This is a genomic window from Bacteroides sp. 90-K9/2, from assembly GCF_047310725.1.
Lineage (GTDB): Bacteria > Bacteroidota > Bacteroidia > Bacteroidales > Bacteroidaceae > Bacteroides > Bacteroides vicugnae.
The window spans coordinates 38,812-56,847 of the sequence record NZ_JBCGVL010000015.1 but is presented as its reverse complement, the minus strand read 5'-3'; the positions used below and the strand labels follow the sequence as shown (position 1 = coordinate 56,847).

15 protein-coding genes are annotated in these 18,036 nt (G+C 43.1%); 7 read left to right on the top strand and 8 right to left on the bottom strand.

All coding sequences use genetic code 11. The features are described from left to right. The first annotated feature begins 53 nt into the window (after window positions 1–53). The 3 genes from AAHJ11_RS21480 to AAHJ11_RS21470 all read left to right on the top strand — a co-directional run bounded on the left by AAHJ11_RS21480 (window position 54) and on the right by AAHJ11_RS21470 (window position 4,451). Window positions 54–1,952, top strand: a complete 1,899-nt coding sequence (locus tag AAHJ11_RS21480) for an LptF/LptG family permease (RefSeq protein ID WP_413580088.1) — start codon at window positions 54–56, stop codon at window positions 1,950–1,952. 5 nt (window positions 1,953–1,957) lie between these two features. Further along, window positions 1,958–3,175 (top strand): bifunctional 3,4-dihydroxy-2-butanone-4-phosphate synthase/GTP cyclohydrolase II, encoded by a 1,218-nt coding sequence (locus AAHJ11_RS21475; protein WP_148365795.1) that lies wholly within the window; start codon window positions 1,958–1,960, stop codon window positions 3,173–3,175. Window positions 3,176–3,257: 82 nt separating this feature from the next. Then, on the top strand, window positions 3,258–4,451 hold the full coding sequence (locus AAHJ11_RS21470) for a pyridoxal phosphate-dependent aminotransferase (protein ID WP_148365794.1): 1,194 nt from the start codon (window positions 3,258–3,260) through the stop codon (window positions 4,449–4,451). Window positions 4,452–4,688: 237 nt separating this feature from the next. Here AAHJ11_RS21470 and AAHJ11_RS21465 read toward each other — a convergent pair whose 3' ends face one another. Continuing rightward, the gene (locus AAHJ11_RS21465; RefSeq protein WP_002559159.1) at window positions 4,689–4,859 is read right to left on the bottom strand and encodes a DUF362 domain-containing protein; all 171 of its coding nucleotides are present in this window, start codon (window positions 4,857–4,859) and stop codon (window positions 4,689–4,691) included. Window positions 4,860–5,039: 180 nt separating this feature from the next. On the opposite strand from AAHJ11_RS21465, the gene metA reads away from it, so the two are divergent. The 4 genes from metA to AAHJ11_RS21445 are packed head-to-tail and all read left to right on the top strand — an operon-like array spanning window position 5,040 to window position 9,492. Continuing rightward, window positions 5,040–5,957: a homoserine O-acetyltransferase MetA gene (gene metA, locus AAHJ11_RS21460; RefSeq protein ID WP_074559981.1), complete on the top strand. Its 918-nt coding sequence runs from the start codon at window positions 5,040–5,042 to the stop codon at window positions 5,955–5,957. Continuing rightward, entirely contained in the window at window positions 5,954–7,783 is a 1,830-nt protein-coding gene (locus AAHJ11_RS21455; protein WP_148365793.1) for a peptidase U32 family protein, read from the top strand. The genes metA and AAHJ11_RS21455 overlap by 4 nt, the downstream gene beginning before the upstream one ends. After that, the gene (locus AAHJ11_RS21450) at window positions 7,780–8,925 is read left to right on the top strand and encodes a zinc ribbon domain-containing protein (RefSeq protein WP_195650004.1); all 1,146 of its coding nucleotides are present in this window, start codon (window positions 7,780–7,782) and stop codon (window positions 8,923–8,925) included. Before AAHJ11_RS21455 ends, AAHJ11_RS21450 begins: the two co-directional genes overlap by 4 nt. 39 nt (window positions 8,926–8,964) lie before the next feature. After that, entirely contained in the window at window positions 8,965–9,492 is a 528-nt protein-coding gene (locus AAHJ11_RS21445) for a GNAT family N-acetyltransferase (RefSeq protein ID WP_413580097.1), read from the top strand. A gap of 32 nt (window positions 9,493–9,524) precedes the next feature. Here the strand turns inward: AAHJ11_RS21445 and AAHJ11_RS21440 are convergent, their stop codons facing one another. From AAHJ11_RS21440 to AAHJ11_RS21410, 7 genes are all read right to left on the bottom strand, one after another. After that, a complete protein-coding gene (locus AAHJ11_RS21440; protein ID WP_413580087.1) occupies window positions 9,525–9,662 on the bottom strand; it encodes a hypothetical protein in 138 nt (45 codons plus the stop codon). A 348-nt stretch (window positions 9,663–10,010) separates the two neighbouring features. Next, window positions 10,011–12,476, bottom strand: coding sequence for a TonB-dependent receptor (locus AAHJ11_RS21435; protein ID WP_167511805.1), 2,466 nt, complete (start codon window positions 12,474–12,476; stop codon window positions 10,011–10,013). Between the two features lie 156 nt (window positions 12,477–12,632). Then, on the bottom strand, window positions 12,633–13,235 hold the full coding sequence (locus AAHJ11_RS21430; RefSeq protein ID WP_148365791.1) for a response regulator transcription factor: 603 nt from the start codon (window positions 13,233–13,235) through the stop codon (window positions 12,633–12,635). A 16-nt stretch (window positions 13,236–13,251) separates the two neighbouring features. After that, the gene (locus AAHJ11_RS21425; protein ID WP_259021552.1) at window positions 13,252–14,904 is read right to left on the bottom strand and encodes an NAD(P)/FAD-dependent oxidoreductase; all 1,653 of its coding nucleotides are present in this window, start codon (window positions 14,902–14,904) and stop codon (window positions 13,252–13,254) included. Between the two features lie 45 nt (window positions 14,905–14,949). After that, on the bottom strand, window positions 14,950–15,324 hold the full coding sequence (locus AAHJ11_RS21420; RefSeq protein WP_148365864.1) for a GxxExxY protein: 375 nt from the start codon (window positions 15,322–15,324) through the stop codon (window positions 14,950–14,952). Between the two features lie 59 nt (window positions 15,325–15,383). Continuing rightward, a complete protein-coding gene (gene radA / locus AAHJ11_RS21415; RefSeq protein ID WP_008777372.1) occupies window positions 15,384–16,751 on the bottom strand; it encodes a DNA repair protein RadA in 1,368 nt (455 codons plus the stop codon). A 12-nt stretch (window positions 16,752–16,763) separates the two neighbouring features. Then, window positions 16,764–17,963 (bottom strand): ATP-binding protein, encoded by a 1,200-nt coding sequence (locus tag AAHJ11_RS21410; protein WP_148365789.1) that lies wholly within the window; start codon window positions 17,961–17,963, stop codon window positions 16,764–16,766. Between the last annotated feature and the right edge of the window lie 73 nt (window positions 17,964–18,036).

Sequence of the window (18,036 nt, the reverse complement as noted above, 5' to 3'; positions counted from 1 at the left end):
GATGCTCCTTTTTTTGTGCTAATTTTGCATCCTAATTGCACGAACCTATTAAGATGCTACGCATAAAGAAATTAGATATATTCATCGTAAAGAGTTTTTTGATGCTCTTTATTGGTACATTCTTCATCTGTCTGTTCATATTCATGATGCAGTTCCTGTGGAGATATGTAGACGAATTGGTCGGAAAAGGGTTGGAGATGAGCGTTATGGCTCAATTCTTCTTTTATTCCGCATTAACATTAGTGCCAGTATCGTTGCCATTAGCAGTGTTACTGGCTTCTTTGATTACTTTCGGTAACTTTGGCGAGCGTTATGAATTACTTGCAATGAAAGCTGCGGGTATTTCTCTACTTAAAATCATGCGTCCGCTCGCTTTCTTTGTTTGCGGACTTGTCGGTGTCTCATTTTATTTCCAAAATGTAGTTGGTCCTATCGCTCAGGCTAAGCTGGGAACCCTGATTCTTTCGATGAAACAGAAATCTCCGGAGTTGGATATTCCGGAAGGAGTTTTCTATTCTGAAATAAAGGATTATAATTTAAAGGTAGCTAAGAAGAACCGGAAGACCGGTATGCTATATGATGTGTTGATTTATAGCATGAAAGATGGGTTTGAGAAAGCACGTATTATATATGCTGATTCCGGACGTTTAGAGATGACAGCGGATAAGCAGCATCTTTGGTTACATTTGTATAGCGGAGATTTATTTGAGAATTTGAGGGCACAAAGTATGAAATCGGAGAATGTACCTTATCGACGCGAGGAATTCCGGGAAAAACATACCATTATTGAGTTTAATTCCGATTTCAATATGGTTGACGGTGAGATCATGGGTAAGCAGTCCAGTGCTAAGGATATGGCACAGTTGCAGAGTTCCATAGATTCAATGACGGTAGTGGGCGACAGTATCGGGCGACAGTATTACAGGGAAGTGGCAGAAGGAAACTTCCGTCCTTCTTATGGATTGACAAAGGAAGATACGATCAAAATAGAAAAGGCGGATATTCATGAATATAATGTAGACAGTCTTTACGAAGTAGCCTCTTTAACGCAGAAACAGAAGGTGATTTCTTCTGCTGTCAGTCGTGCGGAGAATGTGGCCAACGATCTTGGATTCAAGAAATTCACGATGGAGAACAACGATTATAGTATTCGCAAGCATAAGACGGAATGGCATAAGAAGATAACGATTTCACTCTCTTGTCTGTTGTTCTTCTTTATCGGAGCTCCATTGGGGGGAATTATCCGCAAAGGAGGTCTGGGAATGCCGGTAATCGTATCAGTGCTGGTATTTATCATTTACTATATCATTGATAATACAGGATATAAAATGGCCCGTGACGGTAAGTGGATAGTATGGATGGGAATGTGGACAAGTAGTGCGGTTCTTGCCCCATTAGGAGTTTTCCTTACCTATAAATCGAATAAGGATTCTGTGGTACTTAATGCAGATGCTTATATTAACTGGTTCAAAAAGATTGCGGGAATTCGTAGTGTACGTCATATATTTAAGAAAGAAGTGATTATCCATGATCCTGATTACACGCGTCTGACCGGTGATTTGGAACAACTCACTGCAGAGTGTAGGGCGTATGCTGCCAAGAAACGATTGGAAAAAGCGCCGAACTATTTCAAATTATGGATGTCAAGCGAAGATGATAATGAGGTAATGGCTATCAATGAAAAGCTGGAAGCGTTGGTTGAAGAAATGTCCAATACGAAATCTGCCACTTTGATTGGTGCATTAAACAATTATCCGGTTATTTCCGTTTCTGCTCATGTGCGCCCGTTCCATATATATTGGTTGAATTTGGTAGCCGGAGTCATTTTCCCTATCGGTTTATTTTTCTATTTCCGCATCTGGGCGTTCCGCGTTCGTCTGGCTAAGGATATGGAACGGATTATAAAGAACAATGAACAAATTCAATTCATCATACAGAAAATCAATAAATAAGTGTTATGAAAGAGACTATTAAAATGGATAGAATAGAAGATGCGATTGCCGACTTCAAAGAAGGCAAGTTTGTCATAGTAGTGGATGATGAAGACCGCGAAAATGAAGGCGACTTGATTATTGCAGCTGAAAAGATAACTCCCGAGAAAGTGAATTTCATGTTGAAACATGCGCGTGGGGTGCTTTGTGCGCCTGTCACGGTGTCTCGTTGCAAGGAGTTGGATTTGCCGCATCAGGTAAGTGACAATACTTCCGTGTTGGGAACTCCTTTTACGGTTACCATTGACAAACTGGAAGGCTGTACAACAGGTGTTTCTGCTTCCGACCGTGCCGCTACTATTCAGGCGTTGGCCGATCCTGCTTCTACACCGGCAACCTTCGGTCGTCCCGGACACATCAATCCGTTATATGCACAAGAAAAAGGAGTGCTTCGCCGCGCCGGACATACGGAAGCTACGATTGACATGGCTCGTCTGGCAGGACTTTACCCGGCAGGTGCTTTGATGGAAATCATGAGCGAAGATGGAACAATGGCACGTTTGCCTGAACTCCGCCAGATGGCAGATGAACACGGACTGAAACTGATTTCTATTCATGACCTGATTGTTTATCGTTTGAAACAGGAATCCATTGTAGAAAAAGGAGTGGAAGTAAATATGCCTACCGAATACGGAAAGTTCCGTCTGATACCTTTCCGCCAGAAATCAAACGGATTGGAGCATATGGCTATATTTAAAGGTACATGGAGTGAAGACGAGCCTATCCTGGTGCGTGTCCATTCATCTTGTGCTACAGGAGATATCCTTGGTTCGCAGCGCTGTGACTGTGGCGAACAGTTGCATAAAGCGATGGAAATGATCGAAAAAGAAGGAAAAGGTGTGGTGGTTTACCTCAATCAGGAAGGACGCGGCATCGGTCTGATGGAAAAGATGAAAGCATATAAACTTCAGGAAGACGGAATGGACACCGTTGACGCAAATATTTGTCTGGGACACCTTGCCGACGAACGTGATTATGGAGTAGGTGCACAGATTCTTCGTGAACTGGGCGTACACAAAATGAGACTTTTGACAAACAATCCGGTAAAACGTGTTGGTTTGGAAGCCTATGGATTGGAGATTGTAGAAAATGTACCTGTTGAAACAGTTCCTAATCCGTATAATGAGCGATACTTGAGAACGAAGAAAGAAAGAATGGGCCATACTTTACATTTTAATAAGTAAATTGCCAATTTGTTTCCATATATCAAATATTATCGTTTATTTTGCAACGATTTTCACTCAACAACAATAAAATAGATACAAAATGAATCAATTATCAGATCGTTTGAACAGCTTGTCGCCGTCGGCGACGCTTGCCATGTCTCAAAAGAGTAACGAGCTCAAGGCACAGGGTGTTGATGTTATTAACTTAAGTGTAGGAGAACCTGATTTTAATACTCCTGACCACATCAAAGAAGCTGCGAAAAAAGCCATAGATGATAACTTTTCCCGTTACTCTCCGGTACCGGGCTATCCGGCTTTGCGCAATGCTATTGTTGAGAAACTGAAAAAAGAAAACGGTCTTGAATATACAGCCGCCCAGATTTCATGTGCAAATGGTGCAAAACAATCTGTTTGTAATACAATCCTTGTATTGGTAAATCCGGGTGACGAAGTAATCGTTCCGGCTCCTTACTGGGTAAGCTACCCGGAAATGGTGAAAATGGCAGAAGGTACTCCTGTAATCGTTTCGGCAGGTATCGAACAAGATTTCAAGATTACTCCGGAACAGCTGGAAGCTGCTATTACTCCGAAAACGAAAGCTTTGATTCTTTGTTCTCCGTCCAACCCGACAGGTTCGGTATATACAAAAGAAGAATTGGCCGGACTGTCTGCTGTATTGGCTAAACATCCGCAGGTGATCGTAATTGCTGACGAGATTTACGAACATATCAATTACATCGGCGCACATCAAAGTATCGCTCAATTCCCTGAAATGAAGGAACGTACAGTGATTGTAAACGGTGTTTCCAAAGCTTACGCTATGACAGGATGGAGAATCGGTTTTATTGCCGGTCCGGAATGGATTGTAAAAGCGTGCAACAAATTGCAAGGTCAGTACACTTCAGGTCCTTGTTCCGTTTCTCAAAAAGCTGCTGAAGTTGCATATACAGGAACACAGGAACCGGTAAAAGAGATGCAAAAAGCATTCGAACGCCGTCGTGACCTGATTGTGAAATTGGCTAAGGAAGTTCCGGGATTTGAAGTAAACGTTCCGCAGGGTGCTTTCTACTTGTTCCCGAAATGTGATGCTTTCTTTGGAAAGAGCAACGGCGAACGTAAGATTGCAGATTCTGATGATTTGGCAATGTACTTGCTGGAAGAAGCTCACGTGGCTTGTGTAGGTGGTGCTTCTTTTGGTGCTCCTGAATGTATCCGCATGAGTTATGCTACAAGCGATGAAAATATCGTAGAGGCTATTCGTCGTATCAAGGAAGCATTAGCTAAATTGAAATAAGAGTTCACCACAGAGGACTCAGAGGACACAGAGAAGAAACAATGAAAGGATGTGTCATCACCCATATAAATTAGAAATCCCCCTTGCCACAAATGCTTTGTAGCAAGGGGGATTTCACTAAAAGGAGAGTTGTGACACATCCCCAAACTATTTTACTCTGTGTCCTCTGCGTCCTCTGTGGTGAAAAAAAAGGCTGCCTTCCGTAGAAAGCAGCCTGTACATTTTTTGTAGCTTGTATTATTCAGCCGGGTGAATTGCTTCAGACGGACAAACGTCTGCGCAAGTACCACAGTCAGTACATACATCTGGGTTGATAGAATAGATATCACCTTCAGAGATAGCTTCTACCGGACACTCGTCAATACAAGTACCGCAAGCAATACAATCGTCACTAATTACGTAAGCCATTTTTCTAAGATTTAAATTATTAGTACTAATTTCTTCGGCAAAAATAAGGCTTTTATTGATTAGTTGTTATGCTTCTATGATTAAATTGACTTAATTTGTACGTCTTCTAAATAAGCAACCTCCCTATTATCTGCTATATTTTTCGTATTTTTGCATTCAAATTACTAATATATAGCGATTATGCCTTTAAATTTACCCGATAAACTACCTGCGATAGAGCTTTTGAAGGAAGAAAATATTTTCGTGATCGACACTTCCCGCGCTACGCAGCAGGATATTCGTCCGCTACGGATTGTGATTCTGAACCTGATGCCGTTGAAGATTACAACGGAAACAGACTTGGTGCGCTTACTTTCGAATACCCCTCTTCAGGTGGAGATTTCGTTTATGAAGATCAAGAGCCACACGTCGAAGAATACGCCGATAGAACACATGAAAACGTTCTATACGGATTTCGACCAGATGCGTCATGAGAAGTATGATGGTATGATTATCACCGGAGCCCCTGTAGAACAGATGGACTTCGAGGAGGTGACCTATTGGGATGAAATTACGGAAATCTTTGATTGGGCACGCACGCACGTCACTTCTACCTTATATATATGTTGGGCTGCACAGGCCGGATTGTATCATCATTATGGAGTTCCAAAATATCCGTTGGAAAAGAAGATGTTCGGCATCTTTGAACATCGCGTACTGGAACCTTTCCATTCCATCTTCCGTGGTTTTGACGATTGTTTCTATGTGCCGCATAGCCGTCATACGGAAGTGCGCAGGGAAGACATTCTGAAAGTTCCGGAACTGACGTTGCTTTCCGAATCGAAAGAAGCCGGTGTCTATATGGCAATGGCACGGGGCGGACGTGAGTTCTTTGTCACGGGACACTCTGAATATTCTCCGCTGACACTGGATGCGGAATACCGCCGTGACTTGGATAAAGGCCTGCCAATAGAGATCCCTCGCAATTATTATATAGACGATGATCCTGAAAAAGGCCCGTTGGTACGTTGGCGTGCCCATGCCAATTTGTTGTTCTCCAACTGGTTGAACTACTTTGTTTATCAGGAAACACCTTACAACATTAATGATATTAAATGATAAAGCAGCGTAAAATAGAACTTCTCGCTCCGGCGAAAAACCTGGAATGTGGTATTGAAGCTATCAACCATGGTGCAGATGCTGTATATATCGGTGCTCCGAAATTCGGAGCCCGTGCGGCAGCTGTGAACTCATTGGAAGATATTGAAGCATTGGTGCAGCATGCTCATTTGTATAATGCACGTATTTATGTCACGGTCAATACGATTCTGAAAGAAGAAGAGTTGAAAGAGACGGAGGAGATGATTCATGCACTTTATCGGATTGGTGTCGATGCACTGATTGTACAGGATATGGGAATCACGAAACTGAACCTTCCTCCGATACCGCTTCATGCCAGTACGCAAATGGACAACCGTACGCCGGAAAAAGTGAAATTCCTTTGGGAAGCAGGTTTCCGTCAAGTGGTGTTGGCGCGGGAGTTATCGTTGCGTGAAATAAAGAAGATTCATGAAAGCTGTCCGGAAGTACCTTTAGAAGTATTTGTACATGGGGCGCTTTGTGTCAGCTATAGCGGGCAATGTTATGTCAGTCAGGCCTGTTTCGGTCGTAGTGCCAATCGTGGAGAGTGTGCACAATTCTGCCGTCTACCTTTTAGTCTGGTAGATGCGGACGGGAAAGTGATTGTTAAAGACAAACATCTGCTTTCCCTGAAAGATATGAATCAAAGCGACGAACTGGAACAACTACTGGATGCCGGAGCTTCTTCATTCAAAATAGAGGGACGACTGAAAGACGTATCTTATGTGAAGAATGTAACGGCCGCTTATCGTCAGAAGCTGGATGCAATCTTTGCCCGTCGTCCGGAATATGTACGTGCTTCTTCGGGTACGTGTCGTTTCGAATTTAAACCACAACTCGACAAGAGTTTTAGTCGTGGATTTACTCATTATTTCTTGCACGGACGTGATAAAGAGATTTTCTCTTTCGACACTCCTAAATCGCTGGGCGAAGAGATGGGAACCATGAAGGAGTCCCGTGGCAACTATCTGACAGTTGCCGGACTTAAATCTTTTAACAATGGAGACGGTGTCTGCTATATCGACGAACAGGGTCGCTTGCAGGGTTTCCGCATCAACCGGGTGGACAGCAACAAACTCTATCCGCAGGAGATGCCCCGTATCAAGCCTCGCACTACATTGTACCGTAATTTCGATCAGGAATTTGAGCGAATCCTTTCCCGCAAATCTGCCGAAAGGAAGATCGCAGTGAAAATCTTGCTTGCCGACAACAATTTCGGTTTCTCTCTGACATTGACTGACGAAGATGATAATAGCGTTACAATCACTCTCCCTCGTGAGAAAGAACTTGCCCGGACTCCACAGACGGACAATCTGAAAACGCAACTGTCCAAACTGGGGAATACACCTTTTGAAGCAAAAGAAATAGAAATATCCTTTACCGGGAACTGGTTTTTGCCGGCTTCAGTGTTAGCTGATTTCCGCAGACAGGCAATCGACCGGTTAATAACTGCCCGTCGAATCAATTATCGTCAGGAATTGGCAGTATGGAAGCCAACGAGTCATGCTTTCCCGCAAACGACATTAACATATCTGGGGAATGTAATGAATACTCGTGCAGCTTCTTTCTATCAGGAGCATGGGGTACAACAGGTAGCCGCAGCGTACGAAAAAGAAGCAGTGGAAGATGCGGTACTGATGTTCTGCAAACATTGTTTGCGTTATAGCATGGGCTGGTGTCCTATCCATCAACGGGTACGTTCACCTTATAAAGAGCCTTACTATCTGGTATCGAATGACGGCAAACGTTTTCGTCTGGAATTTGATTGTAAGAATTGTCAAATGAAAGTAAAGGCTGCGCAATGAGAATCATTTTTCACCACAGAGGACGCAGAGGACACAGAGGATATAGTGAAGGTAACATCTTCACTCATTCTTCTGATACAGACTGTTTGCGTGTTTTTGGGAAAAAGTGTAGAAAGTTTCTCTCTTTTCCTTTTTTTCCCCTTTTACCCTCTGTGTCCTCTGCGTCCTCTGTGGTGAAAACTGTGATGAAAACTGTGATGAACTTACTACTATGTTTATTTTTGCTCTCATCCTGTTATTATAAAGCCCCGGCTCTGGATTCGGAAGAACTGTCGAAGAAGACGAAAGACTCGTTGACCTACTTGTACGAGCGGCATTATACCTGGAATACAAATCTGGAAGTAGTCGATGATTCCATCTCTTTGGAATGTCTTCCGATAAAAGATACTTTTATTCAGTTGAATAAAGGGGATAGGGTAGTGGTGGCAGAGTTTGCGGTTCATCCTGCCGATAGTGTAGACAGTATTTGGGTGAAGCTGGCTCATACACAGGATGAACAGGGCTGGATACGTGAAAAAGAACTCAAAACATCATTTGTGCCGACTGATAGTATTTCGCAGGCCATTCATCTTTTCAGTGATACACATGCTTCTTATTTTATTATAATCTTCGCTTTATTCGTTGGTGTATATCTGTTTCGTGCTTTTCGTCGAAAGCAATTGCAGATGGTCTATTTTAATGATATAGATAGTGTTTATCCATTATTTCTCTGTTTGTTGATGGCTTTCAGTGCAACGATTTACGAATCAATGCAGGTCTTTGTGCCGGAAACGTGGGAGCATTTTTATTTCAATCCTACTTTGTCGCCATTCAAAGTTCCTTTTATTCTCTCTGTCTTCTTGTTGAGCATCTGGTTGTTTTTGATAGTCGCTTTGGCGGTGCTGGATGATTTGTTTCGACAGTTGACTCCCGCTGCGGCTATTTTTTATTTGCTAGGGTTGATGTCCTGCTGTATTTTCTGCTATTTCTTCTTTATCCTGATGACACATATTTATATCGGTTATCTGTTTCTTGCCTTTTTTATGCTGGTTTTTGCGAAGAAAGTCTGTCGGAACATTGGGTATAAGTATCGTTGTGGACGTTGCGGGGAAAAAATGAAGCAAAAAGGTATATGCCCCCATTGTGGAGCGATTAACGAGTGATTTTATTATCTGTTTTATTTCTGAATAACTTTTCAAATGATGAAAATCAGGTCTACTGAAATAAAAGATCTCCCTTTAGTGATGGAGATTTATGACTATGCCCGTGCTTTTATGCGTGCAACCGGGAACACGACCCAATGGATTGACGGCTATCCGTCTGAAGCATTGATTCGTCAGGAAATTGAAGAGAGCCATAGCTTTGTCTGTGTCGGTGAACAAGGAGAAATCTTGGGAACTTTTTGTTTCATACTAGGTGAGGATCCTACTTACCAACAGATTTATGAAGGTGCATGGCTCAATGACGAACCTTATGGAGTAATTCACCGATTGGCAACGAACGGAAAGCAGAAAGGGGTGTCGGAAGCTTGTCTGGACTGGTGTTTTCAACGTTGGCCTAATGTCCGGGTAGATACTCATCGGGATAATAAGGTCATGCAACATATACTGACGAAGTATGGCTTTCAACGTTGCGGCATCATTTATGTTAAGAATGGGACGGAACGTATTGTTTATCAGATGAAGCGTTTGCATGGTGGGGTGGAGGAATCTGATCGTACTGAAGTATAGGTCAGGTACGTTGGATGATGAACGAAGCAGTCTTAGGTATAAGCAAACTGATAGCAAGCAGTAGGTAAACTAATGCCGAAGCATTGATAAAGTTCCGGTAAGGTGCCGGTATAGTTGTGGTAAGGTGCCGCTATCTTTACCTTCCCACGGTCGTGGTAACTTCTTCCCACAGTCGTGACGAGATCCTCCCACGGCCGTGGAGAGATGCGACCACGGCTGTGGAGAGTTAAGGATAGCGTAGGTCTGACAGAACAATACCGATTGGGTAAATTAAGTATAACGGCTTTATAATGCAAACTTCATAGGGACATACGTTCTTCTATCCCGTATTTTATGCTGTTAATCTACAAAGAGACAGGCTGACAATAAAAGTCCGAATCTTTTATTGTCAGCCTGTTTTTGGTTATTGTCAGCGCTTATTGTCAGCCGTTAATGTACTGAAAATCATTGCTCTGTATGGATAAAAACCTTTGGCTGACAATAAAAAGACTAAATAATATCCTTATGAGTAAAAATGATTAGAAGCGGCAGCGAAGATCTACTCCAAATTGCATTGGGCGTCCTTTCTGCATGAAACCTTTGTTCATTGTTTCGAAATAGAAGGCCGCATAGTCTTTATTCAGGAAGTTGCGTGCCCAGAAACTAATCATTGCATCACCGATTTCCAGATTCGTTCTCCAGTTGAGCGTGCCATAGAAGGATTGGCTGACGTCGTTTTGTTCAGTCCAGTAGATACGTCCGGCAGCATTATAGTTCGCTTGGAGCACAACCCGGTCGAAGATAGAACGTGGGCTGCAGGTGATCGCATATTCTCCACCGATATTTAATGTATGCTTGGGAACGAAAGGGACATATTTGCCATTATAATCCGCAGTTACTTTGGAACTGCCATCTTTTTGTCCTTCTGTAATTACATAATCAGTAAAGGTGGCATAGGTATATCCGTAACTGGCATTCAGACTAAGTTCTTTAGTCACGCTGGCACGAAGAGATGCTTCTGCACCATAACTACGGCTTTTTCCCGCATTGATGGTAATACGTCCCAAACCGCTTTCTGCAAATTGAGAGAGTTGTTGGTCGCGGGTGTCCATATAAAATGCTGCAAGATCAGCCCAAAGCCTACCTTCCCACAACGTAAGATGACTGCCCACTTCGTAGTTCCACGAATATTCGGGTTTGTACGTAGTAGACGTTTTTACATTAATCTCTTTGGCCGGTACCATTTGGTCCATCATTTTTATGATGGTTGCCCCCCATGTGGCATCTTGCCCTATTGTCGGACTTTCTTTAATGGCATTCATCATCGAGTTGGTCAATTCTGTTTGTGATAAGTCAGAGAACATCTGGATATTATATCCTCCCGAACGATATCCCCGGGTAACGGTGGCATACACATTATTTTGGTTCTTCCATTCATATTGAATAGCGAATTTAGGGAGAAGTTGTACATAGTCAGTCGATAGCTTGCCTACGAAAGAGGCCGGAGCTTTCATATTCTGATCGGACAAGTTTATTGAGTTGGGACCCATAGCTAAGTGAAAATCAAAGCCAAAGTCTACAGGAGTACTAAGGGAATTGTACTTCATACTGATCTTTTCGTAATCGAGTCGGAGTCCCGCTGTAACGGACAGTCCTTCGATAAATAGGTTGTTGAAAGTAGACTGATGATAAAGTGCGCCGCTAAGAGTCGGGGTATCGAAGGTTCCTCCTACACTTAGTGTCGGGTTATGTACGGTCATTCCCATAGTAGGTGCACCGGGTTTGGAGGCAATCTCTTCAAAAGCGGAATTGGCGTTATTTTCAATCATCGTTTTCACTCCTTCTTCTTTGAACAGAACGGGACCTGTGGTATGTAGCCATTGGTAGAATCCGAAAGCTCCCGTAGTCCATTGCCATCTCTTTCCGGGTTTGGCTTTCAAGACAATTTCTTCGGAAATGGTATTTGCCCTTTGCTTTTGCTCGATATTAAAGATATCTCTTTCTGTGAAGTCCTGATCGAGGAACATACGGTCATTCAGGTTCTGATAACCTGTCACGGCACTCAATATAAAGTTACAGGCTTGATATTCGATGTTGACACCAGAATTGAGCAATCCACGGCGGTAACTGCTGCGGTCGTTATATGAAATTTTACCGATGTAGTCTGCCCGGTCCTCTGTAATTTCTTTACCCTTTTCTTTAGCTTTGGCTATGCCGTTTTGAGTAATCCCGGTATAGTAGTACGGATACCCGCCCTGGTCGCTATATTCATAGTTCACGGTCATGTCTATTTTCAGATTAGATGTCGGCAGGTAAATCCCACGAAAACGTCCGCCTCCGGCGTTGCTTTTGTCGACTTTTTCATTGTTCCGTGCAGAGTTTTCAAAGAAGCCGCCCGTGTGTTCGTAGAAACCTCCGGTAGAAAAAGCAAAGCGGTCGGATATACGGTGATAATGGGTGAGTGAAACGTTATAATTATTGTAAGTTGCTGCTCCCATGCGAATATCGGTACCTTGATAAGTGAAAGGCGATTTTGTGTGCACCTTGATAAGTCCTCCCATCGTGTTACGTCCGTAGAGGGTACCTTGTGGCCCGCGAAGAATATCAATACGTTCGATATCAGCATAGTTGAAGTCGAAAGCGGATTTGTCGATATAAGGGATATTGTCTACATAAAGTCCTACGGACGGAGTATTGATGCGTGAGCCGATTCCGCGGATATAAATCGAAGTAGTCAGTTTGGAACCGTAGTCAGGGATAAACAGATTGGGAACAATACCTGTCAGGTTCTTTACGGAATTTACCTGATTGGCGCGCATATTCTCCTGTGATAAGACGGTGGCGGCTACCGGCAGATCACGCAGTTTACGGTTTTCTTTCGGAGTAGCAATCACTACCACCTCTTCGATGTCTACTATTTTTAGTGAGTCTTTGGGGAAATCTTCAGCCCATGCTGTCCCTGTCGTCAGGAGCATGAGGGCAATCATAATCTTTTTTGTCTTCATCTGCTGTTAATTTATCTGGTGCAAAGTAACGGCAAATATAGATGACGGTCAATCCTCATTTATTAGGATTTGATTCACCACAGAGGACGCAGAGGACACGAAGGTATGATTCTTAAATTTTATATCCTCTGTGTCCTCTGCGTCCTCTGTGGTGAATCAGATTCGGTCGGCTTCGATATATCCGTTCATTACAGCATAAATAGTCAGCCCGGAGACGGACTTAATGCCTAATTTCTCCGTGATATTTTTTCGGTGAGTGATAACGGTAGTCAGGCTGATATTCAGTTTATCTGCTATTTCTTTGTTGATTAATCCTTTGGTTATCAGTACGAGCACTTCTATTTCACGGGCAGATAGAATTTCCTGATGAGGCTGCATCGGAGGCATGGGCGGCATATCTTTTACCGGATAACCGTCGTGGTGAGCATGTTGGTGAAGTTTCAATATATTTTTTACCAGCTCTTCTTCGGATTCGTGAATGTTGAGTACAGGTACGCCGGACAGTTGGAATTGCGGACTGTCGCTTGCCAATACAATCGTTTTTCGTTTCCGGGGGAGAAAGAAAGCGTTGTGCTCCACGTAAATCTGTGCGGAAATGAAATAGTGGGCATACATATCCGGAGTATCGTCCATCAGTTCGCTGAAGTGATGGAAAGTCCGTATGGTCGCCATAGGAATCATTTCCTCCAAGATTCCTTTCAGACCGAGAGAGGTCAATGTATTGGCTTCTATAATTGCTATTTCGGGTTGATAATTCATTTTAGTCTAGTTTTAATTAATGATTGAAATAGTTGGCTACTGCTTCCGCACATCGTTCGCCGTCCACCCCGGCAGACACAATTCCTCCGGCATAGCCTGCGCCTTCTCCGCAAGGAAATAATCCGCGAACGGTGACATGTTGCAGAGTATCCTTATCGCGTATGATACGAACGGGAGAAGAAGTTCGTGTCTCCACACCAATCATTACTGCCTCATTAGTCAGGAACCCGTGACTGCTTCGTCCGAATTGTTGGAAACCAAGAGATAGCCTTTTATTAATAAATGATGGCATCCAGAAATGAAGTGGAGACGAAATCAATCCCGGACTATAGGATGACTCGGGCAGATCGTAACTCAATTTCTTGCGGGTAAAATCCAGCATGCGTTGTGCTGGAGCAGTCTGTCGTCTGCCTCCCTGCAACCAGCATTGACGTTCCAATTCCTCTTGAAAGTGAAGAACAGATAGTAACTGTGAATTAATCTCTGAAAGTTGTGAACTTTTCAAATTCGGATTCAGTGCCATCAGCTGCTCATCTTGTTTCGCAGCCAACTCTTCATTCCTCATTTTTAATTCTTCATTTTCCAAATCCTCCGGTTGAATTTCCACTACCATTCCCGAATTGCTCCACCGTGACCCACGGTTGGCAGGAGACATTCCGTTCACTACCACTTGTTCCGGTCCGCTGGCGGCAGGAACGATGAAACCTCCGGGACACATACAGAAACTATATACTCCTCTGCCTTCTGCCTGTGTTACAAAGCTGTATTCAGCAGCGGGCAGGTATTTGCCCCGTCCATTCTTATTATGGTATTGTATTTGATCGATCAACATTGCCGGATGTTCCAGACGTACTCCGACAGCGATTCCTTTCGCCTCAATCGTCACATTATTGGCAGCCAGCCAACGATATACATCTCTTGCCGAATGTCCGGTTGCCAGTATCACAGGTCCGAGAAAGGTCTTTCCTGTATTTGTTTCGATACCTTTGACTTCACCGTTCTCAATAATCAATGCATCCATTCGTGTCTGGAAATGTACTTCTCCACCGCATTCGATAATGGTATTCCGCATATTTTCAATGACACGTGGCAATTTGTCTGTTCCGATATGCGGATGCGCATCCACCAATATCGAAGTCGAAGCTCCATGCTGGCAAAATACATTCAGAATCTTATCTACATTTCCTCTCTTCTTGCTCCGGGTGTAGAGTTTCCCATCCGAATAAGCTCCTGCACCTCCTTCTCCGAAACTGTAATTCGATTCCGGATCAACAGTGTGTTCCCTGCTGATTTGTGCCAGATCTTTCTTACGTTCGCGCACGTCTTTTCCACGTTCGATGACAATAGGACGTAATCCGAGTTCAACGAGGCGTAAGGCAGCGAATAGCCCGCCGGGACCTGCGCCAACGACAATCACTTGCGGTTTTCCTTCTACATTATTATATATAGTATGTTCGTACTCATCTTCTTGCGGCATTTCCTTGATGTATGCCCTCACCTTCAGATTGACGAAGATAGTCCGCTGGCGTGCGTCAATACTCCGTTTCAAAATTCGGGTAGCGGTGATGTCACGCAGATTCAGACCTTTTTCTTTAGAAAGATATTCCTTTAATTTCTGTTCGTTTGCAGCAATTTCGGGAAGTATACGGAGTTGGTATTCTTGTATCATATATTTTTTACCACAGAGGACACAGAGGTCACAGAGTTTAATTTTTTAGATAATAAAACGTTTGATTCCTTGTTTTAAATGGGGTACATTGAAATTTAGTAATAATCCATATTTCAGGTTACTAAGTTTCATGTACGTTAGTAATTGGGCAGAATGTACCGGTTGCAGTGTTTCCACGCTTTTCAGTTCTATAATGAGTTGATTATCTATCAACAAATCTATTCTGTAATCTGTATCTAATTGGGTTCCTTTATAGATTATAGGTAATTTCTTTTGCCTTTCTACATCTATGGCGTTTGCTCTCAATTCATAAAATAAGCAGCTCTCGTATGTACTTTCAAGCAAACCTGCTCCCAATTGAGTATGCACCTCAAAAGCTAATCCCGGCACTCTACTCGTTAAATTATTAATATCTTCTATCATCATTTACTTACTTGATTAATCACTCCTCTGTGTCCTCAGTGTCCTCTGTGGTGAATCTAACCGAATAAAGCCCTGAACGCCTCTTCCACTTTTCTCACCGGCACTAATTCAATCTTAAGCTTTTGAGTATCAATCCCCTGCAGATTATATTTCGGCAACAAGAAACGTTTGAAACCTAACTTTTCAGCCTCACCAATACGCTGCTCAATCCGATTCACAGGACGTATCTCTCCCGACAGACCGATTTCTCCCGCCATGCAAACTTCCGGTTCAATGGCTGCATCCATATTGGAAGAAAGGATCGCACTGATAACCGGCAGGTCGATAGCCGGGTCATTCACTTTCAGTCCTCCGGCAATATTCAGAAACACATCTTTCTGTGCCAACTTAAATCCCACGCGCTTTTCGAGAACAGCCAGCAGCATATTCATTCTTCTCAAATCGAAACCGGTTGCCGAACGTTGCGGATTTCCGTAGACTGCAGAGCTTACCAAAGCCTGTGTCTCAATCAAGAACGGTCGAATCCCCTCAATGGCGGAAGCAATGGCTACCCCGCTCATCCCTTCATGATCCTGACTTAGCAAAAGTTCGGAAGGATTACTCACTTGGCGCAACCCATCCTGACGCATTTCATAAATACCTAATTCTGCCGTACTACCGAAACGATTCTTGATACTGCGTAGAATACGATACATATAATGTTGGTCGCCTTCAAATTGAAGAACAGTATCTACGATATGTTCCAACACTTTAGGTCCTGCAATACTTCCTTCCTTATTAATGTGTCCGATCAGCAATACAGGCGTATGCGTTTCTTTCGCAAAACGAAGAATGGACGCCGAACACTCTCTGACTTGCGCTATACTTCCGGGAGACGATTCGATACTTTCGGTGGAAATAGTCTGTATAGAGTCGATAATCACTAAATCGGGATTCGTATTCTTGATATGCACATAAATCTGTTCGAGTGAAGTCTCGCAAACGATCAGGCAATCGCTGGAAGTGTCAGAGAGACGGTCGGCACGAAGTTTCAGCTGTCGTGCACTCTCTTCACCGGATACATAAAGAATCTTCTTTTCCGGCATGTGCAGTACGGTCTGCATGACGAGCGTCGATTTACCGATTCCCGGTTCGCCGCCTATCAAGACAAGAGAACCCTGTACAAGTCCGCCCCCCAATACACGATTCAGTTCATCATCGTGCATATTGATGCGTGGTTCGTCGTCTGCCTCTATGTCGCTAAGCGCCAGTGGCTTGGGCTTCTGTGTTTCAATGCCCGACACCGGACGGCGGTTAGTGGGTTCTTTCCGTACGATTTCCTCAACATACGTATTCCATTCTCCACACGACGGACATTTACCCACCCATTTCGGTGAATCCTGTCCGCAATTACTGCATACATATACGGTTTTCTCTTTTGCCATATTCTTGCTCCTTCAATATAAAAATCCGAATGTCCAAAGTGGAATCTTGTTTCCGGCGGAATATTCAATATCATCTGCAGCGATAAATCCCTGCTGACTATTGGCTATCTGTTTCCCGTCTTTACTTTTTCCTCCGACTTCTATCGTATATTTGCTGTCTATTGTATAGTCTGCACTGCGTGTGCAATATTCTACACGATGTTGATAGGAGAGTTGGTTTACCATGAACACTTCTCTCAATGTACTTTTGTTTACATCCTTAAAGGTCAATGCATAAAGCAGGTTGGTATTTTCCATATAAATCTTATCCGGCTTTTGTAGTTTCTTGATAGAATCATTATCCGAATAAAGAAGGTGGATTAATTTAGCCCTGTCCAGATATTGTAGATAAGCCAGAATAGTAGTCCGTGAAAGTTCCGCCATGGCGGAAAGTTTGGTGATATCCACCATAAAGGGCACTTCGGAGGAGAGGATTCCCAGCAGGCTTTTTAGTTTACGTACGTTACTGATATCCACTCCACATTGCTGTGGAAGTTCGATTTCAAGTATCAGGTTTGCTATATTTTCGATGCGTGTATAGTATTCCGCATTTCCTTCCAGATAAAAAGGATAGTATCCATGTTTCAAATAATCTTCAAAATAGGCAAGAGGGCGGCATTGGGAATTTACTGCATTACAGATTCCATCACTGTTGTCCAGTATCTCTTCCAGTGTATAAGGGCGGATTTGAATCTGATGGAATAAGTGCAGATATTCACGGTAGGATAGCCCCTGCATATTATATGATATGCATCGGCGGGATAAGTCGGCTTCCGCATTCAGAAGTTGTAGTAAGGATGAACCGGTAAATACTATTTTCAGTTCAGGAAACTCATCATATATGTTTTTGATTTCTTTGCTCCACGACGGATATTTGTGTACTTCGTCCAGAAAGAGGCACTTTCCTCCTTTCAGGTAAAACTGTTCGGCAAGTTCGCTAAGAGAATGTTGCGTGAAATATAGACTGTCCAAACTCGTATATAAGGCACTTTGGCTATCATTCGCATAATGAAGTTTTAAGTATTGAAGCATTAAAGTAGTTTTTCCGACTCCACGGGCTCCTCGGATAGCAATCAGGCGGTTATCCCAGTTGATTGTATCCATCAAGCTCCTGATATATGCGGTAGAAGTAGCCGTTAATAGCCTTTTGTATCTTCTGATGAGTGTATCCATATCTTAATATGTTTTCTATGGAAGACAAAAATAGACATAATTTGTTCAACGTGCAAAACAAATTCAGATTAAA

Excerpts from the sequence above, each read along its gene's own strand:
- AAHJ11_RS21480 (WP_413580088.1), top strand. The coding sequence starts at position 54 with ATGCTACGCATAAAGAAATTAGATATATTCATCGTAAAGAGTTTTTTG.
- AAHJ11_RS21475 (WP_148365795.1), top strand. The coding sequence starts at position 1,958 with ATGAAAGAGACTATTAAAATGGATAGAATAGAAGATGCGATTGCCGAC.
- AAHJ11_RS21470 (WP_148365794.1), top strand. The coding sequence starts at position 3,258 with ATGAATCAATTATCAGATCGTTTGAACAGCTTGTCGCCGTCGGCGACG.
- AAHJ11_RS21465 (WP_002559159.1), bottom strand. The coding sequence starts at position 4,859 with ATGGCTTACGTAATTAGTGACGATTGTATTGCTTGCGGTACTTGTATT.
- metA (WP_074559981.1), top strand. The coding sequence starts at position 5,040 with ATGCCTTTAAATTTACCCGATAAACTACCTGCGATAGAGCTTTTGAAG.
- AAHJ11_RS21455 (WP_148365793.1), top strand. The coding sequence starts at position 5,954 with ATGATAAAGCAGCGTAAAATAGAACTTCTCGCTCCGGCGAAAAACCTG.
- AAHJ11_RS21450 (WP_195650004.1), top strand. The coding sequence starts at position 7,780 with ATGAGAATCATTTTTCACCACAGAGGACGCAGAGGACACAGAGGATAT.
- AAHJ11_RS21445 (WP_413580097.1), top strand. The coding sequence starts at position 8,965 with ATGAAAATCAGGTCTACTGAAATAAAAGATCTCCCTTTAGTGATGGAG.
- AAHJ11_RS21435 (WP_167511805.1), bottom strand. The coding sequence starts at position 12,476 with ATGAAGACAAAAAAGATTATGATTGCCCTCATGCTCCTGACGACAGGG.
- AAHJ11_RS21430 (WP_148365791.1), bottom strand. The coding sequence starts at position 13,235 with ATGAATTATCAACCCGAAATAGCAATTATAGAAGCCAATACATTGACC.
- AAHJ11_RS21425 (WP_259021552.1), bottom strand. The coding sequence starts at position 14,904 with ATGATACAAGAATACCAACTCCGTATACTTCCCGAAATTGCTGCAAAC.
- radA (WP_008777372.1), bottom strand. The coding sequence starts at position 16,751 with ATGGCAAAAGAGAAAACCGTATATGTATGCAGTAATTGCGGACAGGAT.
- AAHJ11_RS21410 (WP_148365789.1), bottom strand. The coding sequence starts at position 17,963 with ATGGATACACTCATCAGAAGATACAAAAGGCTATTAACGGCTACTTCT.